Source organism: Gardnerella sp. DNF01151 (assembly GCF_049244235.1).
Classification (GTDB): Bacteria; Actinomycetota; Actinomycetes; order Actinomycetales; family Bifidobacteriaceae; genus Bifidobacterium; species Bifidobacterium swidsinskii.
This window is the reverse complement of the sequence record NZ_CP058389.1, coordinates 1180333-1205557: the sequence shown is the minus strand read 5'-3', so window position 1 is coordinate 1205557 and position 25225 is coordinate 1180333. Positions and strand designations below refer to the sequence as shown.

The window sequence follows — 25225 nt, the reverse complement described above, 5'->3', positions numbered from 1 at the left end:
TAAATATCGCAATAAATAACGCAAGTTGTGCTAAGCGAGTAAGCTAGTCTGGTACGTGATTTCGAGGAATGAACATGAGTAATACGCTGATTATTGACACATCATTTGGCTCTACTGTCGGAATTGTGGGTCATGAGCCGATTGTTGAAACCGACTCGCGCACTCACGTGGAGCGTTTACAAGTAAATATTGCGAAAGTTGTGGAGGACGCAGGGCTTAAGCCTTCGGATATTGATCGCGTGGTTGTGGGCGTAGGTCCTGCTCCTTTTACTGGTCTTCGCGCGGGATTGGTTGCAGCGAAAGCGATCGCGTTTGCAAATAATGCTGAAATTTTGGGGTGTGATAGTCTTCTTCCTCAAAGTTTGATGATGCGCTCTGGTGCGTTTGAAAAAGCTCGCAAAAATGGCGTTATTTGCAAGGATTTGCTACTAAATATTCCGGATTCTGTGGATTTTTGCGACTCTAATATTCGTCACTACGTGCTTTCACTAAATGATGCGCGCCGTCGCCAAGTGTACATGTCCTTGTATGACGGCGAAGGCAATGCGCTGATAAATATGGATATTGACTATCCGCAAAATGTTGTGGCTCGTGTGAATGAGTATTTAGCAAGCAAAAATTGCGAAAATTATTGCGTGGATGTGCTCGGTCACGGTGCTAAAAAATACGTTGAAGATTGGCGCAATATTGCCAATGTTGGCGTTATTGCTGAAGTTTGCGCGCTTGACTTGGGTGTGCAAGGTTTGCAAATTTTCGAGCAATGCTCTTTGGAATGTGCAAATAAAGATGAGTACGTAAAAGCTGTTGAACCGCTGTATTTGCGCCGTCCGGACGTGTCTGTGCCAAATCCGCTTAAGCATGTGCTTGGCTCTGGCGAAGCGAATAAGGCAAAAGAGAAATAGAAGCGTTTTAACGATTTGAGTAATTATGATTGTTGATATAACGCGTTCTCAATTTCCAGCAGTAGCCGAGAATTGCAATATAGTTCCAAAGTGCGATTTTACTTGCGATGAGTTAGCGCAAAAAATAGCGCCTATTGAAGCTGACTTGTTTGGCAAAGGCTCATGGAATGAGAGCATGATTTCGCAAGAATTACAAGCTCCTATGCGCGCGTATTACGCTCAAATCGACGAAAATACGCATACGTTATGCGGGTATGCTGGCTACTGGTTTGACGGCGACGACGCGCAAATAATGACAATTGGCGTTGCGAAAAAATATCAAAGAAAAGGCTTAGCGGCGGAACTTTTATCAACTATGATCAAAACCGCAGAAAAAATTGGTGCCAAACGCATGCTGCTAGAAGTGCGAGTTGACAATGTTCCTGCGCTCGCGTTGTATGAACGTTTTGGTTTTAAGAAAATGGGTTTGCGAAAACGTTACTATCAGCCGGAAGGTGTGGATGCGTACACAATGTGCGCTAATCTAACCGCAAAAAATAACGGAACTGAGGAATAACGAGGAATAACGAGGAATAAAATGAGCGAAGCAATCGTATTGGGAATTGAATCAACTTGTGACGAAACTGCCGCAGCTATTGTGCGCGGACGCACGCTGGTGTCAAATGTGGTGGCATCTTCAATGCAAGAGCATGCGCGCTACGGCGGTGTGATTCCAGAAATTGCTTCTCGTGCGCACGCTGAAGCTTTTGTGCCGGTTGTTTCTAAAGCTTTAGCAGACGCAAACATGGATTTAAGCGATGTTGACGCGATTGCAGTAAGCGCAGGTCCTGGTCTTGCTGGCTGCTTAGCTGTGGGAGTTTCGGGAGCTAAAGCATTAGCTTGGGCTGCAAATAAGCCGATTTATGGTATTAATCATGTAATTGGGCATATTGCAGTAACGCAATTGCAATTCGGCGATGTGCCGGAAGATGTACTTGCTTTAATTGTTTCCGGCGGTCACACTTCGCTTCTTCACGTGAACGATATTGCTAAAAGTATTGACGTTGTTGGCACAACTTTGGACGATGCTGCCGGCGAGTGCTTTGATAAGGTTGCGCGATTGCTTGGATTCCCATACCCGGGTGGTCCTCATATTGATAGGCATGGAAGGCTTGGAAATCCGAATACTTTGAAAGTTCCGCAAGGTTTAACGCAAGGTCGTTCCGGCAAAGAGCATCCGTACGATTTCAGCTTCTCGGGTGTAAAAACTGCTGTTGCTCGTTGGGTTGAAGCGCGTGAAGCTCAGGGTCTTGAAATTCCAGTTGATGACGTGTGTGCTTCTTTGGCTAATTCTGTGGCGGAAGTGCTTTCTAGAAAAGCTATGATGGGCTGCGAGCAGTACGGTTCTAAAACGCTTATGATTGGTGGCGGATTCTCCGCTAATTCGCAGCTTCGCGAGCATTTGTTGGCTTGCGGCAAGGAGCATGGAATTGAAGTGCGTTTGCCAGAGCTTAAGCTTTGCACGGATAACGGTGCGATGGTTGCAATGCTAGGCGTGAATTTGGTAGAAGCAGGGGTTCGTCCTTCTGCTCCTGATTTTGCAATCGATTCTGCTATGCCGCTTACGACGGTGAGCTTATAATAGTAGAAATAATAAAAGTCGCGCTAAGAAATCGTGCTCTAAAAATAAGTGAGGTGTTTTGTGCAGTCAGTTAATTCGCGTAGTGGAGTGTTACGAGTAGGTGAGAAGATTCAGTTCACCGATCGTAAAGGTAAGCGAATTACTGCACAGCTTGTTGCAGGCGGGGTTACGCAAACTGAGCACGGTCTTATTTGTCACGACGACGTGATTGGTCAAAGCGAAGGCGTTGTAATTACTACTGTTAGCGCAAAGCGCGAAACGCAACAAACTATTGTTGATCCTTCTAAATCGTCCAACAAACCTTGGAAGGCGGCGCGCGCTATTGGTGGCTGGGATTATGTAGTTATGCGGCCGCGCATGGTTGACTACGTGCTTTCTATGCCTAGGGGTGCGCAAATTATGTATCCGAAAGATATTGCGCAAGTAATCGCTTTAGGAGATATTCGTTCTGGCATGCGCGTTTTGGAGTCGGGGGCAGGCTCTGGCGCGATGAGCTTAAGCCTTTTGGACGCAGTTGGGGAGTGCGGAAAGCTTACTACGATTGAGCTTCGCCCGGATTTTGCACGAATTGCTGAATCTAACGCAACTTTGTACTACGGAAAGCGACCAGAATGGTGGAATTTGCTTACTGGCGATTTTGATTCTGTTGCAAAAACCTTAGATGCGCACAGCGTGGATCGCATTATGCTAGACATGCTTGACCCTTGGAATCGCCTTGAACAAGCACATCGCGTTATTGTGCCTGGAGGCGTGCTTATTGCGTATGTTACGACTACTACGCAAATGTCTCGCATGGCTGAAGCTTTGCGAGAAAGTGGCATGTGGACTGAGCCAGAAATTCAAGAAACATTGGAGCGCACTTGGAAAGCTCAAGGTTTGGCTGTGCGCCCGGATCACGCGATGATTGGTCACACTGGATTTTTGATTGTTTCACGCGCAATGGCTGAAGGTTTTAGTGCTTTGAAGAAGCGTGAACACGGTACTAAAGATACTGTGAGCGATATTGACGATATGACAGCAGAAGAGCGCGCTGAACAGTTGGAAGACTTGTCTTTGCGCGATATTTCGGATCGTAAATTGCGTAAAGTTTTACGTGATTTAGACGTGCAACTTGCGCAATTGCCGGAAGATTCGCAGTCGCAAGATTTGCAAGATTCGCAGTCTGCACAACAATCAGCGCATAATCAAGCTAAGTAGGAGAGCATTATGGCATCACCAATGAAAAAGCTTATGAAGAAAGCACATCATAGTAAGTACGTTTTGTTGCTGATGCGTCATGCGAAGGCTGAAGCTCCTGAAATGGGCGACGACTGGGGTCGTGGTCTTACTGATAAGGGCTTGAAGCAGGCGAAAATTATGGCAAAAGGCTTGGAATCTTTGAAGCTTGTGCCGAATTATATTGTGTGTTCTAGTGCGAATCGCACTGAGCAAACTTTGAAACGCATGTTGAAGCGTTTTGGCGACTCTCCTGTGGTTGAGTCGCGCAAAAGTCTTTATGATGGCGGCATGCAATCTGTTATGGACGAGTTGCAAGCGATTCGAGGCGATGTTCATACGACGATGATTGTTGGGCATGAGCCGACGATGTCGATGGCTGCGCAGTGGCTTTCTTCGCCTGATTCGGATCCGGATGTGCTTGGGGCGATGCGTTTGGGGCTTGCTAATGCGTCGGTTGTGGTGCTTGTGTCTGATCGTCCATTCGCGACTTGCGGCTTGCGCGGCGCCACGGCCCTCGCAATCCTTACGCCCAAATCCTTTGCCTAGCTAAGAATGCGCTGATTTCTGTTGTTCAAGGCACACTAGCATCAGTGCTGCCGCCCACACCACGCCAAAAAATAATCCCCCCGCTGCGCACCCACCCGTAGCTTAATTGCATAGTTTATGTTATTTTGATTGGTTTGTTGTGAGCAATGGAAATTGCTTGGTCGAGCAATATAAAAGCGGAGCGATAGTAATATCTTTTTGATAAATAACTATTTTTGAAAGAAAGTAAGTAAAAAACTAAACTTAACTATGCAACCTTTAAGTCTAAATAAGGTATAAGAGCGTAGCGCTGCGAGACAAGTAATTTCCATTGCTCACATTTCGCCAAGGAAAAGAAACGCGCACGCAATTAAGCATATAAATTAATCTTATAACGACACCCCAAGTTCTTGAATGACCGCATTCAAGCATTTCTTTGCTAGGCTAAAGCGAGTCAAAGAAATTTTTTGGAGGATGTATGTCTACGGTTTTTACTTCGGTTTCCGGTTTTCCACGTATTGGCGCTAATCGTGAGTTGAAGAAGATTATTGAACGTTACTGGAAGCAGGATGCTTCTTTGGATGAAGTGCGTGAAGTTGCTCAGTCTTTGCGAGCTAAGCATTGGCGTTTGCAAGCTGAAGCTGGGATTGATTTAATTCCAAGTAACGATTTTAGCTACTATGATCAAATGCTCGATACTGCTATTTTGCTGGGTGCTGTGCCTGAGCGTTATCGTAAATTGAATTTTGAGCATGCTGAGGATACGCTTTTTGCTATTGCGCGCGGCTATCAGGGTGAGCGCGGCGATGTGACGGCGTTGCCAATGAAGAAGTGGTTTACTACGAACTACCACTATATTGTTCCGGAAGTTGAGAATCCGGAAGGCTTGCATTTGGCTGGAACTAAGCCTTTTGACGAGTTTTTGGAGGCTCGCGCGCAGGGTTTGGAAACGAAGCCTGTGTTGATTGGTCCTTACACTTTTTTGAAGTTGGCTCGTACTCCTGAAGCTCAGGAGTTGGAAGTAACAGAGTCTGTGATTTCGGCTCTGGCTTTTGCTTATGCGAGTATTGTTAAGCGTTTTGGCGAGCTTCACGCAACTTGGTTGCAATTTGATGAGCCTTATTTGGCGTTGGATAAAGAGCAAGGCGATTTGGAGCTTTTTGAAGCTTTGTATAAGCCTTTGCTTGAAGTCAGGAGTGCGGAAGTTAAGCTTCTTCTTAACACGTATTTTGGCAATATTGCTGACGCTTACGAAACTGTGAATAATCTTGGTTTTGACGGCGTTGGCGTTGATTTAGTGGAAGGCAAGGAAGAAAATCTTGCAGCCATTGAGCGTTATGGTGTGAACGAAAAAACTACGCTTTTTGCAGGCGTTGTGAACGGCCGTAATATTTGGCGCAACGATTATGCTGTAAGCCTTGGTTTGGTTGATGCTTTGCGCGAGAATATTACGGATCGCGTAGCTGTTTCTACTGCTTGCTCGCTTCTTCACGTGCCTTTTAGCACTGTTGGTGAGGATGCTTTGGGTGCGGATGTGTTGCAACATTTTGCTTTTGCTGTTGAAAAGTTGCAAGAGATTCGCGATATTGCCAATCTTTCTGCAGAAGGCGACGAAAGCCGCAAATCTAGTAACGTTTTGGCTAAAAATCAGGCTTTGTTTGACGGTTCACGCGTGAAAGCGGATGTTGCTGTTGCTAATCGTCTTGCGAATCTTAAAGATTCTGATTTTGTGCGATTGCCTAAGAGGGCGGAGCGTCAGCGTCTGCAAAAGGAATCGCTTGGCTTGCCGGATTTGCCAACGACAACTATTGGATCCTTCCCACAAACTAAGGATATTCGTAACGCTCGTGCTGATCTTCGTAAGGGCGAAATTACTCGCGAAGCTTACGACGAGTTTATGCGCAATCGCATTGCTCAGTGCATTGAGCATCAGGAGCAAATCGGCTTGGATGTGCTTGTTCACGGCGAGTTTGAGCGAAACGACATGGTTGAATATTTTGGCCAGCATTTGCGCGGCTTTAAGTTTACGAAGAACGCTTGGGTGCAGTCTTATGGCACTCGCTGCGTGAAGCCTCCAATCGTGTGGTCGGATGTTTCTCGCGAGTCTGCAATTACTGTGTCGTGGAGCGCTTATGCTCAAAGCTGCACGAAGCATATTGTTAAGGGCATGCTTACAGGTCCTGTGACGATTCTTAACTGGTCTTGGCCTCGCGAGGATATTACGCACGAGGAGCAGACTCAGCAGTTGGCTCTTGCTATTCGCGATGAGGTGTTGGATTTGGAGCGAGCTGGTATTCGTGTGATTCAGATTGATGAGGCTGCTTTGCGTGAAAAGTTGCCGCTTCGTCGTTCTGATTGGCATAAGAAGTATTTGGATTGGGCTATTGCTGCTTTCCGCCTTGTTCATTCTGCTGTGGCTGCGACTACGCAAATTCACACGCATATGTGCTATTCGGAGTTTAATGACATTATTCGTGACATTGACGCTATGGATGCGGATGTGATTTCTTTTGAGGCTTCTCGCGGTGACTTGGTTGTGCTTGACGCTATTCACGACGCGCATTTTGAGACTGAGGCTGGCCCTGGCGTTTACGACATCCATTCTCCTCGCGTGCCTGGTAAGACGGAGCTTGTGGAGCGTATTCACGAGATTTTGCGCAAGATGCTTGCCGAGAAGCTGTGGATTAACCCGGATTGCGGTCTTAAAACTCGAGGTGACGCTGAAACTTGGCCAAGCTTGGAGAATCTTGTTTCTGCAGCTAAAGAGGTTCGCGCGCAATTGCAAGCTAACAAGCTAAGCAATCAGCAGTGCAATTCTCAGTGCAAGGGGTGAGTTATGCCATATAAACCAAAGTTTTCGCTGGAAGTTTTCCCACCTAAGCGCACATCTCCTATCGGTACGATTTATGATACTTTGGATGGGTTGAAAGGCCTTGACCCGGATTTTATTTCGGTTACTTACGGCACTGGAAAGCTGCAGGATCGTACTGCTACTGCGCGTATTGCGAATACGATTCGCTCCGAATATGGTATTGACGCGGTTGCTCATTTGACTGCTCGATACCTTGATTATGATGCTGTTGATGAAGCTTTGGAAATGTTTGATAATGCTGGTGTTTCCGGGGTTTTGGCTTTGCGCGGCGACGTGATTGCGGGCCAGGAATCGGCAGGCGTTTTTGAGCACGCTAGTGACTTGGTTTATTATATTCGTTCAAAGCACCCGGATTTGCCGATTTTGGGTGCTTGCTACCCGGAGAAGCATCCGGAAGCGGAAAGTTTGCAAGCGGATATTGATAATTTGAAGCGCAAGGTTGATGCGGGTGTTACGCATTTAATTTCGCAACTTTTTTACGATAACGAGGATTTTTTGCGCTTCCGTGATTTGGCGCGTGCGGCAGGCATTAATGTGCCGATTGAGGCTGGAGTGATGCCTGTTGCGAACGCTTCGCAAGTTAAGCGCATGACGAGTTTGTGTGCGTCTCGCATTACTTCGCAAGTTTCCGCAATGATGGATCGTTGGGGGAGTAATGCTGATTGCTTGCGCGATGCTGGCAGTATTTTTGCTTCTCAGCAGATTAACGATTTAATTGCTGAAGGTGTGGATGGTATTCACTTGTATACCATGAATCATCCGGGTATTGCGCGAAGGATTTGGGCGAATGTGAAGCCGCTTTTTACGAAGATTGGGTAGGTGGTAGCGTTTGCGAGTTTTGGGGGATTTCTTTATTTGCGGTTTTATTTTATGCAAAGGTGAGTGATAGGAATTACTTGTCTCGCAGCGCTACGCTCTTATACCTTATTTGGACTTAGCGGTTGTGTAGTTAAGTTTAGTTTTTTACTTACTTTTTCTGCAAAAATAGTATTCGTCAATAATATTATTACTATCGTTCCGCTTTTATATTGCTCGACTAAGCAATTCCTATCACTCACACGTTAATTCACTCACAATTGTTTTTGTTGTGGTGGGAAGAGTGCTTGGAGTGGCACATGCAGTAGCACGGATGTTAGTGTTCACTAATCAACAGGAATCAGCGTCTGCACAGAGCGCAACTGCAAAACTTCATAAACGTGCATGCGTCCTCGCTCAGTGCGAAAAATCTCAAATCTCTACCACGCTAATATCCACACGACTGAAGGGCAGTGAGTATTGAAATTTAACATAGAGTGTGTGAGTGTATATAAATGTATATCTATGTATATATGCACAAAATAAATGCAATTTATTCTAAACATGTGTTTAGAATCGACGTTAAAAATGTAATCTAGCTTACATTTGCTATATTAATTTTGACCGCAAAAACCTGCCGAAAACGTTGAAATAAAGTCTCGCGGGGGGGGGTTAGTAGGCTATGCATCATAACAGATACATTGCAAAATATTCATATATTAGGTATTATTGAACATAAATCTCAACAAGGGATTCGTGCTTTTGAAAGCTGAGTGGAAGTTTTATATGTATCTGATTGTAGTTCAATCAGCGTTTGATTACTACATAAAGCTCTTCACTAATAAATTCATAAAGACTTATTCAGAGAGAATCGATATTAAGGAGATATCATTATGATAAATTCAAATTCCGGAAAGCACGCACGCAAGGTTACATTGGATGCTGCAGTAAGTAACGCGATTGCGAAGGCTGTGGATGCTCGCAAGGTGGCGGCGTTTACGGTTGGCGCTGCAGGCGTGTTAGCTGGTGCGTCGTTCGCTTTTGGTGCAACTCCGGCAATGGCGGCGGAGGTGAGTGGTACTCCTGATACTAAGCCGGATGTAGCTCAGACGCCTGTGACTGCTGGTGAGAATGCTGGGACTGGTAAGAAGGCTGAAGCTGGCGATAAGAATCAGACTGAAGCTAATAAAGAGGCTGGGTATAAGGCTGAGAATACCAATAAGCAGGCTGAGCAGAAATCCGAGAATACTGTAAATACTGATGGTACTGAAAATAAATCGACTGTTGTAAAGATTCGTGGTAAGCGCTCGTTGCCTGATGCTCAGCCAACCGACGAGACTGCAACTGAAAATCAAGATCGCGCTTCTGATGGTTCAGCAGGTCAAGATCCTAATAAAATTAATCCAGACACAACGGATACCTCTAATACCAAGATTGATATTGACGAGAATAACGCTGACACTATGCCGAACGTGTATGGCTGGGGAAGCTCAGACAATACATACAGCGTAGATGGTGAAAAGCATACTATTACTTTCCATTTTGCAAAGCCAAAAGATGGCAATATTACCAGTATCGCTATTTTCCCTGCTAAGACGAATGGTTTCAATAATGAGAAAAGTGAGAGAGGTATTGATTTTTACTCGAAAAATTCAGGTAAACACCAAGCTTATTCTGGCGAATATGAGTTTACTGCGAATAATGATGGTTCTGCTGACCTTAAGATGACAACTCTTTTTAGGGATGGTAACCTTAATGGAGGCGCTGAGAAGTATACAGCCAGTCGCTCTATTTTCGTGTACGTAACTAAAGATAATAACGAAACTGTTGCTTATAAAACAAACGTATTCCGTGCTGTAACGCTTGTGCCGCCAAAAACTTCCGGCTCTGTGGTGCTTAAGTATAACGAGCAGCTTACTCCTGAAAAGGTTCAATCAGCAATTACTGCCGCTGGCAATATTGAGACAGCGCGTAGTGATAAGAAGTCTGTAAATAATCAGCTTTCTGATAAATTTACAGAAAATATTAACGTAAAAGCTGATGGTGCTTACGACAAGACTGCATTTGAGGCTATTAATAAGGAAACCTCAGCTCAAGGCGCAACGGATAAGACTTACGTAGCTGGCGCGAAGACGCTTAACACCTATATGGTTACGGATTTGGGCTTTAAGTCGCAAGCTATTCCGCTTACGGTTGCGCGCTACGACACGCGTATCGACAAGCCAACTGTTGAAGATCCAACTAACGTTTCGCAAGAAGTAAAAACCGACATCATCAAAAAACTTGCGGCGCTTAACAATGTTGCCCAAGACAAGGTAAGTATCAACGACAAAGGCGAAGCTGTAATCCACTTTGATGGTGTTGATGAAAAGGACGCTCCTAAGATTGCTTTGCGTGACCTTGTGTTGAAGAAGCTTGAAGAAAAGGATGTTACTGTTCCAACTGGCGATAAGGCAGTCTTTGTTGCTAATCCACTTGGGTACTCCAATGCCGAACTTGACCGAATTAAAACAGCTATTTTTGAAGCTAATAAAGGCAATAAAGAGCTTGGTCTTACCAGCACAGATCAGATTTCGCTTTCGTACCTTACTGGCGATCTTACTGCATCTGGTGATGCTAATAAGGGTATCTCTAATGGTCAGGCGGAAAACAAGATTACCGTTAAGATCAAGACTGACAAGTCAGTTGCTGAGTTTACATCTAATGTAAAAGAGAGCAAGCTCACCAAGCTTCCAGACATCCGCAAGGATTACGACGTTACTTGGACTAAGACTAAGATTGATGGTCGCGATACCGACGAAGGTATTTCTTGGAGTAATGATCAGAAAACCACTATTATCTACCGTTACGATCCAACTAAAGCAGAAGAATTTGATACAACAAAGATTCTTGGTTTGCTGAAAGCTAAACCAAAGGATCCAAAGTCTGGTTTGCGCGACCTTACAGGCGGCGAGACGCTTGCCTATGAAGGTACAAGTACTCATTCGCGCAAGTCGCACATGAACTATGCGCTTAATAAAGATGGCGAGCCAACGGGCGAGCTTACGCTTGGCAATATGGGTGGCGCTTATTGGTCTGGGAATCAGAAAGTTTCTAATTCTGACGTAGACCTCGGTGATAATTTATCAATAGCTGGTTCGTATTCATGGGATACAGAGGCTGGCTCTGTAACGGTAGCTGGCAAAAAGGACAAGATTTTCAAGGCGCGTCTGTTTGTTGAGCCGTATGCAATGACATACTATAAGCATGTTTATCTGGAGCAAGGCCGCAATCCAGGCAATACAGCAAAAGCAATTAACGTTATCTTTGTGCCGCAGACGAATCATAAGACGAAAGACCTTTCGGATTCGATTGGCGAGCACAAGACCGAAAACGTTGAGGGCAAGGATGTTCCAACACAGTCGAAGTATTACAACGCGTCTGCTGATAAGAAAGAGGCATATGAAAAGGCATTAAAGACTGCAACAGACTTGCTTGCAACTGTTAAGGACAAGCAAGAAAAAGACCTTACCGAAGAGCAGAAGGCGCAAATCGATAACGCTACGATTAACCTTAATAAGGCACGCGCCGAGCTTGATGGTCCTGACACCAACAAGGACGGGCTGAACGCCTCGATTGAAGCCAACGGCAAGGCCGCTGAAGGTAGTACTGCCGCAACTGGTACACAAGCAACGAACCAGTTCAAGAACGTAAGCGACCCTGACTTCAAGAAGGCAGACGGTTCTGATGATAAGGACAGAAACGAAGCTGCTAAGAAGGCAAAGACAGATTACGACAAGGCTCTTGAGGAAGCTAATAAGGTAAAGGAAGACAAGAACGCCACGCAGAAGGCTGTTGACGACGCTAAGGCTAAGCTTGATGCTGCGCGCGAAAAGCTTAACGACTTTACCACCAACAAGGATGAGTTGAATAATGCCATCGCTCAGCATGGTAAGGTGAACACGGGCGATGCGTCTAAGCGAGGCGACGAGAAGCTTAAGACCGCCGACCCAACTTACCAGAACTCTAACGAGACAGAGCGCAAAGCCTACGACGACGCTGTAGCAGAAGCAGATAAGGTCTCCAAGGATCCAAACGCTTCTCAAAAAGAAGTAAACAAGGCTATTGATGATCTTAAGAAAGCTAAGGCAGCGCTTGATGCCAACGCAACCGACAAGGCTCCTCTTGCCGCTGCGGTGCAAAAGAGCTTCGATAATCCTGATCCAAACGATGCTACCAAGCAAAGTGTGTTCTACAAGAACGCTAAGGCTAAGACTAACGATTCTGCTGCTCAGCAAGCTGTCACAAATTATGACAACGCGCTAAAGAAAGCTAAAGACGTCCTCGCAGACAAAAACGCTACCAAGAAAGACGTTGAGGACGCTAAGAAAGCGCTTGAAGACGCTGAAGCAGCACTTCATGCCGACAAATACTCTACCGATAAAACCGATCTTGGTAAAGCTATTGCGGACAACTTCAGCGGTTATTTGATGCCAGCCTACTTCAACGCGTTTGATAAAGCGCAAGCAGGCGACGAGCAGGCTAAGAAAGACTTCAAAGCCTATAACGACGCTTATCACGCTGCAAAAGACTTGATGGATGAATTAAATAAGCCTGGGAGCACCGTAGATCAGAAAAAGGTTGATGCGGTTAAAGAGCAGCTAATCGCTGCTCGCAAGATTATTGACACCTACGCAACCGACACCAGCAGACTTTCGGCTGCTGCGCTTAATGACTTTGCAATACAACACAGCCCAGCCTACGCGAATTTGAAAGAACTTGCCGAAAAGCAAAATCCTAGTGAAGAAGAAAAAGCTAAGGTAGAAGCTGCTAAAAAGGCTAAGGAAGCGTATGAAAAGGCAGCAGCGAAACTAACAGCTGCGCTTACTAACACGCTTCCGAAGGATCAAGCAAATGGTCATGATATTCCTGATAACATTATCCCAAAGGAAGATGGCGACCCTAACGATAAGGACTACCTGAAAGACATTCAGGCGCACAAAAACGGTGAGCCGCTGAACAGGGATGTTGACACAATCCTTAAGGAAATGAACGAAGCAGCGAAGGCGCTGGATAAGTTTGCGACTAAGACCGACGAGCTGATTAAGTCGATTAACGAGGACGCAACCACTCATCCAAGCCCTGCGTTTAAGAACGCGTCGCAGCCAAGCTTCCAAAAGCCTGATGGCTCGGGACCGGATGATGCCAAGAACGCTGCTGCTAAAGCGGCAGCAGATGCCTACGGCAAAGCACTCAACGAAGCCAAAGACTTGCTCAAGAAGCCTGATGCTACGCAAAAGGAAGTCAATGATGCGTTGAAGAAGCTTGACGACGCTCGCAAAGAGCTTGACAAGTACAACACCGACACCACCAAGCTTGCGGAAAGCGTAAAAAAGCACGGTTCTACAGAGGGTCCTGCGCCTACGGAAGGCACGCAAACTTCTGATGCGTATCGCAATGCGTCTGATCCTCACTTCTTAACTGCTGATGGCAAGCCTGATACTAAGAAAAATGATGATGCCAAAGCGGCTAAGAAGGAGTATGATGAAGCTTTAACAAAAGCTCAGGAGCTTTTGAAGAAGCATGATGATAAAGACACGCCACTAGACGCGCAGCCAACTCAAAAAGAAATCGACGACGCACTGAAGACTCTTGACGAAGCTCGCAAGAAGCTTGAGGATAACTATAAGACTGTTACTACTGGTCTTGAGACAGAAATTAACAAGTCTACTGCTGAACATGCTCCTGCTGTTACTGAAGGCGACTTTGAAGCTACTCCAGAGTTCAAGAATGCTCAAGCTAAGACAAGCGATGGTAATGAAAATGCAGACGTTACTGCTTACAAGAATGCTCTTGCAAATGCTCGCAAGTTAGTAAGTGATGCAAAGGATACAAACAAGAAGAACAGCGAACGTCCAACGCAACAGCAGATTAACGATGCGTTCGATGCTCTTACTGCAGCTAAGAAGCAAATTACTGACAACTACAAGACGAATTTTGAAGCGTTGACTTCTGCCAAAGACTTTGCAGATGATGGCTTCAAGAAGACGCCTGAGTACAAGAATGCTCTTGCTAAGAAGACTGCTGGTGATCCAGGTGCTACAAATGACTTGGGTGAAACTGGCAAAGACACTGGCTTCGAGAATGTTCTCAATCAAATCAAGCAGAAGCTTAATGATGATAACTGGAAGAAGACAGCAACTCAGAAGTCTGTAAACAACTTGCTAAAGAAACTGCAAGCAGCTCAAGACAAGATTGCTAACAACTACAAGACTGATGCAAAGCTTCTTGAAAACGAAGTCGGCGATAAGGACGCACAGGGTCAACCTGTAACACCTCCATTCGAGGCGTCGGTTGAGTACAAGAATGCGCTTGAAAAGAAGAACGCTGGTGACGCTACTGCAACGGAAAAGCTTAAAGCTTATGCCGAGAAGCTTGCTAAAGCAAACGAGCTTATTGAAAAGGTCAAGAATCCTGATCCAAACGCAAAGCCAGAAGATCGTCCAACTCAGAAGCAGGTTGATGATGCTCTTGCGGCTTTGAAGAAGGCCAAGAAGGATATCGACGACAACTTCAAGACCAAAGTCGACGCTCTTAAGAAAGAAACGAAAGAGCTTAAGGACGACGGCGGAGCTAAGCCAGACACCGAGAAGTTCGAAAAGTCTACCGAGTACCAGAATGCTCTTGCCAAGAAGGGTGCTGACAGCAAGGATAACGCAGACATACAAGCGTACAATGACGCTTTAGCGAAAGCCAATGAACTTCTTGATCTATTCGACGAGAGTGGCAATCCAAAAGCCAACATTCCAGCTGGAAAGCAACTCCCAACTCAGCAAGAAGTTGACGAGGCTCTTAAGAATCTGAAGGAAATTAAGGATAAGATTACTAAGAACTACGTCACCAGCCCGCATGACTTGCAAGAAGAAGTTGATAAGTCGAAGGGCGGAGATACTGACACCAGAACCGACGTGTTCGAGAATACTCCAGAGTTCAAGAATGCGACTGCTAAGGGTGATGACGCTGCTAAGAAAGCTCTTGACGACTATAACAAGAAGCTCAAGGCTGCCAAGGATCTTCTTGATAAGTTTGATCGCACTACTGGAAAGCCAAAGACTGATCTTCCAGATGGTACTAAAGTCCCAACTCAAAAGCAACTTGACGATGCTCTAAAGGATCTCCAAGCCGCCAAGAAGAAGATTGCCGATGATTACAAGACTGATTCTTCCAAGCTGAAAACAGAAGCAGATGCTGATGCTAAGTTCCGTGATTCTGTATTCTTTATGATTGGAATGACTGAGGATATTGACGCCTATAACAAGGCTTTGGCTGAGGCTAACAGTGTGCTTAAGGATCCGAATGCTACTCAGGCTGAGGTTGACGCGGCTTTGAAGAAGCTTCAGGCGGCTAAGTATAAGATTAATCACCCGTTTGGCATAGGCAGTGGTGTTGGAAGCGGTAGCGGCTATGATGCTGATGCTAGTGATTCTCAGAGTGCTTCGGTTGATAAGACTGCTTTGAGAGTTGAGGTTAATAATTCTGAAGCAGATTCTTCTGCTGCGTCTAAGGCGAATACTGCTGCTGCTAGAGCTTATGTGAGTGCTTTGGCTGAGGCTAAGCGTGTGCTTGCTGATAAGAATGCTACTCAGACTCAGGTTGATGCCGCTTTGAGGAATCTTAAGAACGCTAAGGCTGCGTGGCGTAATGCTTCTGCTAATGCTAGTGGTCTTGCTAAGACGGGTGCTGCAACTGGCTTGTTTGCAAGTCTTGCTGCAATCTTCTCCGGTCTTGGTGCTGCTGGCGTAGCTTCTCGCCGTCGTAAGCACTCTAACGAGTAGTCTATCGCGTAACTAAAATCCCTCGCAGGTTATCTTCCGATAATCCGCGAGGGATTTTTGTTTCTTCATGCTGCTGCACATGCTGTTCCTGTAGCTTTGCGCCAGTGCTTTGCAAACGGTGACTATTTGTTGCTTAAAGAACACTAGCGTCCGTGCTGAGCGAAGACATGCTCGCGCGGGTAACGCGCTCGCTACGAAACTCGCGTTGGAAGTCCACTGGACTTCCAACTTAAGCGAGTTTCCGCTCCGAGTTGCCTTCGCGCGCTAAATCGCAGCGCGAAAGCAGGTCGTCGCACACATCACGCCAGGCACTCATACTACACACTCCGCATCAGCTTAGTTGCAGGAATATTAGCGTGGTGAGATTTGAGATTTTTCGCACTGAGCGCGGCGAACGTCAGAGCCGCAGGCTGCTGATTCGCCAAGCGAAGAAGAAAAATCGAAAAATCTCTGCGATAGACACGGTTATTAACGATTAAATACGCAGAGTTTGGGGGATTTCTTTACGAGCACTAAAAGAGGACTGATGGAGCAACGTTCGTAGAGAACAAAGTATGCATGAGAGTCTTTAACAGCCAAAGCGACTGAAGGACGGGACGTGCGAGGAGAGAAATCCCCCAAAACTTGCGCCACGTTAAGAATGATGCCTAAAACTCGCCACGCTATGAGCGCGAAAGCAGGTAGTTTCGCAGCCTTGTACACCACCACAATGTAAAGTTGCGGTATGGAAAGTGCGAACATAACAGATAGTGCAACTACTGAAACCAACTGCAACGAAAGCTGCACAAACTCTTCCGCACTCACCTCAAGAAGCCTTATTAAAGCCGGTTTTTCTCGCCCGGATGCCGCACGTTGCGCAATGATAGCAATATGCAAAAACTGCAATAAAATATCTTTTGAAACACTACTAAGAAGCGCGCTTACAGTTGAAGATCCAGATTCTGCATTGCTTTCATTGCAAGATTTAAGTGAAGCATACCCCGAAATAATAAATAATATTTCAACTTCAAATTCGCAAGTATCTGACTCATTAACAAGCCTAATGCAAGTATTAGGTGCGTCTAACGCGTTGGCAATGCTTATGCGCACAAGACCTAATCTTATAAAAGCCGCTGCAAACGACCCGAATCATCTTTTTGCAATGACTAGGGAAGAGCGTGTAAAAGACTTACTCGAGGCAATACAAGCGTATACTGCAACAGTTGTTTCTTCTGAAAGCAGCAATTCCAACACAATTTACTTAACATCACTCGGCTTTGCGCAAGCAGTTTCTGCGCTTCGTGCGCGCTACCGTGAGCATGTTGCTGCAATTATGGCAGCTGATTTAGCGAGCACTGACCCTGTTGAAGTGCAGCCAGATATTAGTCGTAAGCTTTCCGACGCTGCCGATGCTGTTTTAGAGGCAGCGTTGTCTATTTCGCGCGGACAGGTTACTGGTTCTTCCGCATGCAGATTTGCGATTATTGCTATGGGTAAGCTTGGCGCGCAAGAAATTAACTACGTTTCCGATATTGATTTGATTTACGTTGTGGAGCCTGCGGATTTAAGCAACAAGCAGAACCAGGATGCTGCTTTGCGTGTTGGTGCTTCTATGGCGATGGTTTTGCAAAAAGTATGCCAGTCGGTGGTTATGGGCTCTGTGGAGCCTCCACTTTGGCAGATTGATACTGCGCTTCGCCCGGAAGGTAAGGATGGCCCTCTTGTTCGTAGGCTTGATTCTCATAGGGAATATTATGAGAAGTGGGCGAGTAGCTGGGAGTTTCAAGCGCTTTTGAAGTCGCGCCCTGCAGCAGGGGATGCGGATCTTGGAAAAGCTTATCGCGATATGGTCGAGCCGTTTATTTGGAAGGCTTCTGGTCGTGAGCATTTTGTAGCTGACTGTCAGCATATGCGTCAGCGTGTGGAGTCGCTTATTCCGGCTTCTCAACGCGATTTGGATATGAAGCTTGGTCGCGGCGGCTTGCGTGACGTGGAGTTTACTGTGCAAATGTTGCAGCTTGTGCACGGAAGTGAGGATGAGTTGCTTCGAGTAAGGGATACTATTTCCGCTTTGCAAACGTTGGCTCAAGGTGGCTACGTCTCTAGGTCTCAGGCGGCGCTTTTGGCAGAACACTACCGTTTTGAGCGTGTTCTTGAGCATCGTCAGCAAATGTGGAGTATGCATCGCACGCATTTGTTCCCAGATTTGGGTGCGCAAGGAAACGGCGGCTTGGATCGTGCGCGCACAATTTCTACAGAGCAGCTTAATAATAATGAGCAGATTTGCCGTCTTGCTCGTGCTGTGCGGCTTCGTCCGGAAGAGTTAGTTGCGCGTTTTGATAAAGCTCGTCGTGAAATTCGGCACTTGCATAAGGATATTTACTACCGTCCGATGCTTCCTATTAACGCTCAAACGGATGCGGATCCTATTGTGCTTTCGCCGGAGGCTGCTCGCGCGCGCTTTGCTTCTATTGGTTTTGCGGATGCTCGTGCAGCACAGTTGCATGTTGAAGCGCTTACGGAGGGGCTTTCTAGGGCTGCTAAAATTCACAGAATTTTGCTTCCAGCAGTGTTGAAGTGGCTTGGCGATGGGCAGAATCCAGATATGGGTTTGCTTGCGTGGCGGCGTCTTGCTGAGCGTTTTGGCGGAAAGAACACGTATCTTGGTTTTTTGCGTGATTCTCCTTCTGCAGCTCAGCGTCTTTGCCACGTTTTGGCGGATTCGCGCTATCTTGGCGACGCTATGATGCAGTCGATGCAGTCTATTACTTGGCTTGGTGACGACGAAGCGTTATCTGCTCGCGATAGGGCAAGTCTCGACATGCAAACTAGTGCTATGGTTGCGCGTTATGCAAGTAATATTGAGGATTTTGCGCAGTCTTTGCGCGCGCTTCGCCGGCAGGAAATTGAGCGAGTTGCTTTAGCTTGGATGTGTGGTCTAATTGATGACGATACTTCTATGCTTGCAATGAGTGATGTGTTTGATGCTATTTTAGATGCGACTTTGCAATGGTCCATGCGTGAAGCTGTGTCAGTCATGAATTTGAATGCTCCTCAAGCTGAAATTGCTATTATTGCTTTAGGTCGCTACGGTGGTAAAGAAGTAAACTTCTGTTCTGACGCAGATATTATGGTAATTTACAAGCCGGTTGGTGAAGATTGCGATTTAAACGCAGCTCACCGCTTTGCGCAAAAAACTGTAGATATTTTGCGTAATATTTTGCAAGGTCCTCTTACACTTGAACCAAAAATCATGGTCGATTTGGATTTGCGTCCGGAAGGAAAAGACGGTCCGCTTGTTCGCTCGCTAGAATCTTGCGAAAAGTATTATCGTCAATGGGCTAGCACTTGGGAGCATCAAGCGTTGTTGCGAGCGCGTTTTGCTGCAGGTTCTAAGGAGTTGGCGGATGCTTTGCTTAACGGAGTTGTAAACGAATTGCGTTACGCTGCAAATCCTCTTAGTGAATCTCAGCTTGCTGAAATTCGTAAGCTTAAAGCTCGCATGGAAGCGGAGCGTTTGCCTCGAGGTGTGAGTAGGGACAGGCATTTGAAGCTTGGTCGTGGCGGTTTAAGCGATGTTGAGTGGACTGTGCAATTGATGCAATTGCAATATGCTTCAAAGCATGAGTCTTTACGAGTAGTTGGAACTATGCAAGCGTTGAAAGCATTGCAATCTGAGCATTTTATAAGCGACGAGGATGCTGAAGTTTTAAGCCGCTGCTGGCATATGTGTTCCGCGGTGCGCAACGCAAACTTCTTGTGGTCTGGCTCAATGGCTCGCGCAGATATTATTCCAACTGACTCGTATTCTTTGGGCGGAATTGCAACTTACCTTGGCTACGAGCCGAACCAGGGCCGCGTTTTTGAAAACGATCTTTTAGCAACTATGCGTCAGTGCCGTGAAATCATGTCTCGTCTTTTCTACGCTCGCTAATTTCTCAATCTTTAGTCGCTTCACATTTATTGTTGCATTCTCTTCTTTAGGTTATAATTGCAGGACGGGAGGTGATTTTAATGAAAAATGCAGTAATGAGTAATAATGTAAAAGAAAGAGCCAACACTTCAGTTTTTTATGCTGATGTTTCTGCGCCTATAAAACAAGCAGTCAGTGGTGAAAATTTAGAAGAAAATGACGAATTATTATCTACTGGTTTTGCTGCAAAACTTATGCATAGTTATAAGCAGTCAGTTTCTGGTTTAGTGCGTCCGTATGCGGATGTTTTTGCTGAGTTAGAAAAGGGCTTGTAATGAGTTCCTTTGATATTCTTGTTACTCAAGATGCAGAAAACGATTTAAAAAATATAAGAGACTATATTGCATCTAATATCTCTAAGAAAACTTCCGTAAGAATTTATTAATTTTATTAAATCTAGTATCGAAAGACTGTCTCTTTTTCCTCAGTTTGCACCTGTAGTTAAGTATGAGCCTTGGAATTCACTTGGTGTGCGTCGTATTATTGTAAAGAATTTTCTTGTTTATTACAGAGTTGTTTTAGAAGAAAATACAGTTTATATTTTGAAGGTTACTTATGGTAAACGTAATCAACAAACTGTATTGGAACAAATAGATTTATTGGATTAAGTACTTATTAAATGTTGCATAATAAGTTATAGTTCTCCGCCACTCCGGGGGTGGGGGATTCGTCAACGCTAATCAGTAAAATTACGTAGGTCGCGTGTGGTTGCGACCGTTTGCCAATTGACGGAAGGTGAGCGGTACTTATTATGACGAACGCAATTTCTAGTTCTTTACATCAAACTTTTTCTCTAAGCACAATTGCAAATTCTCTAGCTGGCAAAAGTGTTGTTACATTAGACGATATTTCAACTGCGCAAATACGAATGCTTTTAGACAAAGCGCGATACATTGATTCGCACCGTAAAGAAGTGGCTCACACTTGCGATGGCAGAGTGTTGGCCACTCTTTTTTATGAGCCGAGCACGCGCACTCGCTTAAGCTTCGAAACAGCAATGCTGCGTTTAGGCGGAAAAGTAATCGGTTTTGCAGGTGCGCAACTTTCCAGCGCGAGCAAAGGTGAGACTGTAAACGATACTTTGAAAGTCGTGTCTAACTATGTCGATGTTGTTGCAATGCGTCACCCAAAGGAGGGTGCTGCTTTTGTTGCAACGCAAGCTGTGAGCACGCCTATTATTAACGCTGGCGACGGCGGTCACATGCACCCAACTCAAACTCTTGCAGACTTGGCAACGATTCTTGCGCGTTTCGGCCGCCTTAATAATCTCACTGTCGGCTTGTGCGGCGACTTAACATATGGTCGCACGGTTCACTCGCTTATTGAAACTTTGTGCCGCTTTGGAAACGTTCATTTTGTGCTGATTAGCCCGGATGAGCTTAAAACTCCGCAGTACGTAATCGACCGTATTATTGACACTCCTTCGTGCACTTATGAAGAAACTCGCGACTTGATGGAAGTTATTGGCAAGCTTGACGTGCTTTACATGACTCGCGTGCAAGAAGAACGTTTTACGGATCGCGAGCAATACTTGCGACTTCGTGACACGTACATTTTGACTGAAGAAAAATTGCAAAAAGCAAAGTCGCATATGCCTGTGCTGCATCCGCTTCCTCGAATTAACGAGATTGCTGTTGATGTTGACGACGATCCGCGCGCAGCATACTTTGAGCAGGTTAAAAACGGTATGCTTATGCGTATGGCTTTGGAAAGTTCCGTTCTTGGCGACGAGCTTTGCGGCTACGGGCCAACTGATTTTGTGAACGTTCCAGAAGACGAATTGCAAGCGGTTGATGCACACGGAATTTCATTAACGGATCCTCGCGTTCACACAACCGACGAGAATGCGCCTGAAACTCTTACATGCCCGAATCCTCGTTGCATAACAAACAGCGAACTAACTCTTAAACGCAAGTTCTACAAAGCTGATTCCGTAAGGCACGAGTATCGCTGCATGTATTGCGACGAAGAAGCAGAAACTAAGTAAAAAATTTAATAATATTATTATATAACTGTAAAAATTACGCAAAACCAGGAGTGAAATGAACGAATCAGGCACCTTAACTTTGCGCAATATCTCTGTGTGGGATACTGGCGAACGTATTGATCTTATTGTTGATGGCGTTCGTCAGGATGCCCTTATAGAGCAGAATGCGCGCGTTACTGGCGACATTGACGCAAGCGATTGGGTTGTTGCTCCTGGCTTTGCAGATCCGCATGTACATTTTAGAGATCCAGGGCAAACCGCAAAAGAAACAATGATGACAGGCAGTGAGGCTGCTGCGGCTGGCGGTTATACGCAAGTTTTGATTATGCCAAATACTGTTCCTGCGGTAGACGGTGAGCCTTGGAATGACGCTCCTTTTGATGTAGAAAACGTAATCGACTATTTGCAGCGTTACGGCTGCATTTACGGCGTAAAATTGCCGGTTCGCTACGATTTAAGCGTGTGCGCATCTTTGGGTCGTAAAGGCTTAAAACCAAGCAATATTGAGCTTTGGAAAAAGTATGTTGCTGGAATTGAAGACGCAGAAAAAACGTCTCCAATGAAAAAGCATCCAATTACTGCCATAAGCGACGACGGTTCTGCAGTGCCTGAGCCAATTTTGCGAGATGTGTTAGCTATGGCAAAACAAACTGGTTTGCCATTCGTGGAGCATTGTGAGCATCATGATACGGGAGCTGTAAACGAGGGTCCGATTGCAAAAATGCTTGGTGTTGGTGGAATTCCAGCTTCTACTGAGCTTGCAATTGTTCAGCGAGATATTGATGCTTCCCGCGAAACTGGCGTACACGTGCATTTCCAGCATGTGAGCACTGCTGCTGCTTTTGAGGCGATTCGTAAAGCGAAGAAAGAGGGATTGCCAATTACATGCGAAACTGCGCCTCACTATTTAGCTTTATGTGATGAGGATGTTTTGCGATATGGTGCTATGGCTAAGATGAATCCTCCTCTTCGTTCAAAAGTGGACAGGCAAGCAACGCTCGCTGCTATTGCGGATGGCACAATTGACATGATTGCAACAGATCACGCGCCTCACACTGCGGAAGAAAAGTCAGGAGATTTTGCAAGCACTCCTAACGGAATTATTGGGCTTGAGTGCGCGTATGGTGTGTGCCGCAAAGTGCTTGTTGATGCAGGATATACGGACGATAAGCATTTAATCGAATTGATGGCAGTAAATCCAATGCAATTGATGAGCAGAAGACCTACTGATATTGCGGCTTTGCTTAACGTTTCTTCGCGATGCGCAAACAAGCGAACGCTGCGTTTAAGTATTACTGAGCACCCTGAAAACGTTGATTTAGTGCTGATTAATATGCGCGAAAATTGGGCGGTTGACGCAAATTCGTTCCATTCAAAAGCTCGAAACACTCCTTTTGAGGGATGGCAACTTACAGGCAGACCTGTTGCGACGATTATTGGTTCAGAAATTGCTTTCTCGAGAATGTGATTGATTAAATATAAATTTGGAATGGTAGTAAATTATGGACGAACTTATTGAAGCGATTGCAGCCAAGCAAAATCCTAGTGTTGTGGGCTTGGACCCTAAGCCAGGTATTGTACCAGCCGAAATTATTAGCTCTCTTGCGGACGAAGTTTTGCAAGAAGTAGAAGGCGAGGATGCGCTGCCAACGCTTTTAGCTACAGCTTATTTTGAGTTTAATCGCGCTATTATCGACGCGGTTGCAGATTTTGTGCCGGCTGTAAAGCCGCAAATTGCGATGTACGAAGCACTAGGTTCCGCTGGAATGGACACGTACGCAATGACTTGCGAATACGCAAAATCGCAAGGATTAGTTGTAATAGGTGACGCAAAGCGCGGAGATATTGGCTCTACAGCTGGTCAGTATGCTGCTCATTTAAGCGGTTTCGCTAATCTTTCTTCATATTTTGAAGACGAAAATGCTACTGGTAACGCGCTTCCTCAATCTCTTAAAAATCTTCTAAAAAGCTCTAAAAATCTTGACGTTTGGCATGAAGATTCGCTTACAGTAAACCCTTATATGGGTTCGGATGGCGTGAAGCCTTTTATCGATGAAGCGGTAGCGCACGATAAAAGCATTTTTGTGCTGCTTCGCACTTCGAATCCTTCTAGCAAAGAGCTGCAGGAGCTTATTTTGCAAGATGGCAAGCCAGTGTATGAGCATATGGCTGATTTGATTGAGAACTGGGGTGCTTCAAGCATTGGTAAGCACGGTTATTCAAGAGTTGGTGCAGTTGTAGGTGCCACGCATCCGCAGGAGGGCAAGCATTTGCGCGAGATTATGCCGCACACTTTCTTCTTGGTTCCAGGCTATGGTGCTCAAGGCGGTACTGCTCAAGATGTTGCTGGAATGTTTGATGCAAATTCTGAAGGTGCTATTGTCAATTCTTCGCGCGGTATTATTGGTGCTTGGAAAAAGTCTGAAGATTACGCTAAAAATCAAGGGCACATGTCTTTCGATGACATTCTTGATATTGTGCGTGATTCTGCAGCTGTTGCTGCGAAAAATATGCGTGACGACTTGAGAAATGCAGTGTATCGCTAGAATGTATAACTAAAATAAATATAACTAAAAATATAATTAAAATTAAAAATAAAACGCAACGGTACAAAACACATACAAGGGTAGGGGAAACCACATGAGTGATGGCATGTTTATTCCAACGCGAAAAGCCTCTGGAAACGCCATAATTACGTTACGTGAAGACGCTTTTGATTCTTCCGGCTCAAGTTCTGCAGACGAAAGCAATAATGCAAAATATTCGCGCCTTTGGGGGCGTAGAGCTGTAGAAGTACTCAATAATGAGAAGCTAGACGAAGGCGTGTACCGTTTGACTTTGCGAGATTCTGAGATTGCTAAAAAAGCTGCTCCTGCGCAATTTGTGAACTTGTATTCCCCTGACCCGACTGCTATGCTTCCGCGTCCTTTTGGAGTTGCAAGCGTAGAAGGCGATACTTTTACTTTGATTTTTGCTGTGATTGGCAAAGGCACTGCTAAGTTTGCTGAGCTTAAGCCAGGAGATAGCATTGACGCTCTTGGACCTTTAGGACTTGGCTTTAATATTTCCAAACCTGCACATTATCTGTTGGTCAGTGGCGGCTTGGGCGTGCCACCTATTTTGTGTGCTGCTCAAACGCTTTCAAAGCGTGAAGATTCTAGCGTAACGGCAGTGCTTGGCTACCGTAACAAGCGTTTTGCGGATGATTTAATGAAAGAATATATTTCAGACGTACACAGTATTACAAATGCTGAAGGAACTGTTATTACACTTCTTGACGAACTTGAAGAAAGTCAGCATCTTAATTTTGGAGACGATTTGCCAACGGTTATTTTGTCTTGCGGACCTTTGCCTATGATGAAAGCTGTAGCTCACTGGGCGCATGAAAGAAATATTGAGTGCCAGCTCAGTTTAGAAGCGCGTATGGGCTGCGGATACGGAACTTGCGTTGCTTGCGTTGTTGACACTTTGGAAGGCAGGCTGAAAGTTTGCAACGACGGTCCTGTTTTTGATGCGAATCGTTTGGGTTGGGAGTAAAA

Annotated in this window: 15 protein-coding genes; all 15 read left to right on the top strand. The window is 45.5% G+C overall.

Annotation, left to right across the window (positions count from 1 at the left end; translation table 11 throughout):
* The first annotated feature begins 74 nt into the window (after positions 1 to 74).
* The 15 genes from tsaB (at position 75) to HXT37_RS05045 (ending at position 25223) form a co-directional block, all read left to right on the top strand.
* Entirely contained in the window at positions 75 to 902 is an 828-nt protein-coding gene (tsaB, locus tag HXT37_RS05115; protein WP_004108251.1) for a tRNA (adenosine(37)-N6)-threonylcarbamoyltransferase complex dimerization subunit type 1 TsaB, read from the top strand.
* A 25-nt stretch (positions 903 to 927) separates the two neighbouring features.
* Positions 928 to 1458 carry a ribosomal protein S18-alanine N-acetyltransferase gene (gene rimI / locus HXT37_RS05110; protein WP_102703168.1) on the top strand — a complete coding sequence of 177 codons (531 nt, stop codon included), beginning with the start codon at positions 928 to 930 and terminating at the stop codon, positions 1456 to 1458.
* A gap of 21 nt (positions 1459 to 1479) precedes the next feature.
* Entirely contained in the window at positions 1480 to 2523 is a 1044-nt protein-coding gene (gene tsaD, locus HXT37_RS05105) for a tRNA (adenosine(37)-N6)-threonylcarbamoyltransferase complex transferase subunit TsaD (RefSeq protein ID WP_076002926.1), read from the top strand.
* A gap of 60 nt (positions 2524 to 2583) precedes the next feature.
* Complete coding sequence (locus HXT37_RS05100) at positions 2584 to 3720, top strand: tRNA (adenine-N1)-methyltransferase (RefSeq protein ID WP_076002925.1); 1137 nt, start codon at positions 2584 to 2586, stop codon at positions 3718 to 3720.
* A 9-nt stretch (positions 3721 to 3729) separates the two neighbouring features.
* Positions 3730 to 4287 (top strand): SixA phosphatase family protein, encoded by a 558-nt coding sequence (locus HXT37_RS05095; protein WP_004108244.1) that lies wholly within the window; start codon positions 3730 to 3732, stop codon positions 4285 to 4287.
* Positions 4288 to 4744: 457 nt separating this feature from the next.
* Complete coding sequence (metE, locus tag HXT37_RS05090) at positions 4745 to 7099, top strand: 5-methyltetrahydropteroyltriglutamate--homocysteine S-methyltransferase (protein ID WP_421779365.1); 2355 nt, start codon at positions 4745 to 4747, stop codon at positions 7097 to 7099.
* Positions 7100 to 7102: 3 nt separating this feature from the next.
* Positions 7103 to 7957 (top strand): methylenetetrahydrofolate reductase [NAD(P)H], encoded by an 855-nt coding sequence (gene metF, locus HXT37_RS05085; RefSeq protein ID WP_004108239.1) that lies wholly within the window; start codon positions 7103 to 7105, stop codon positions 7955 to 7957.
* Between the two features lie 869 nt (positions 7958 to 8826).
* Positions 8827 to 15747 (top strand): peptidase, encoded by a 6921-nt coding sequence (locus HXT37_RS05080; protein ID WP_421779363.1) that lies wholly within the window; start codon positions 8827 to 8829, stop codon positions 15745 to 15747.
* 724 nt (positions 15748 to 16471) lie between these two features.
* Positions 16472 to 19660 (top strand): bifunctional [glutamine synthetase] adenylyltransferase/[glutamine synthetase]-adenylyl-L-tyrosine phosphorylase, encoded by a 3189-nt coding sequence (locus HXT37_RS05075; RefSeq protein WP_102703165.1) that lies wholly within the window; start codon positions 16472 to 16474, stop codon positions 19658 to 19660.
* Positions 19661 to 19740: 80 nt separating this feature from the next.
* Positions 19741 to 19974, top strand: coding sequence for a hypothetical protein (locus HXT37_RS05070; RefSeq protein WP_004108587.1), 234 nt, complete (start codon positions 19741 to 19743; stop codon positions 19972 to 19974).
* A gap of 105 nt (positions 19975 to 20079) precedes the next feature.
* Positions 20080 to 20307 (top strand): type II toxin-antitoxin system RelE/ParE family toxin, encoded by a 228-nt coding sequence (locus tag HXT37_RS05065; protein WP_318255951.1) that lies wholly within the window; start codon positions 20080 to 20082, stop codon positions 20305 to 20307.
* Between the two features lie 143 nt (positions 20308 to 20450).
* On the top strand, positions 20451 to 21686 hold the full coding sequence (gene pyrB, locus HXT37_RS05060; RefSeq protein WP_421779360.1) for an aspartate carbamoyltransferase: 1236 nt from the start codon (positions 20451 to 20453) through the stop codon (positions 21684 to 21686).
* Positions 21687 to 21741: 55 nt separating this feature from the next.
* Entirely contained in the window at positions 21742 to 23154 is a 1413-nt protein-coding gene (locus HXT37_RS05055; protein ID WP_012914271.1) for a dihydroorotase, read from the top strand.
* A 34-nt stretch (positions 23155 to 23188) separates the two neighbouring features.
* Positions 23189 to 24232, top strand: a complete 1044-nt coding sequence (gene pyrF, locus HXT37_RS05050) for an orotidine-5'-phosphate decarboxylase (protein ID WP_421779358.1) — start codon at positions 23189 to 23191, stop codon at positions 24230 to 24232.
* 94 nt (positions 24233 to 24326) lie between these two features.
* Entirely contained in the window at positions 24327 to 25223 is an 897-nt protein-coding gene (locus HXT37_RS05045; RefSeq protein ID WP_102703163.1) for a dihydroorotate dehydrogenase electron transfer subunit, read from the top strand.
* The last annotated feature ends 2 nt before the right edge of the window (positions 25224 to 25225 follow it).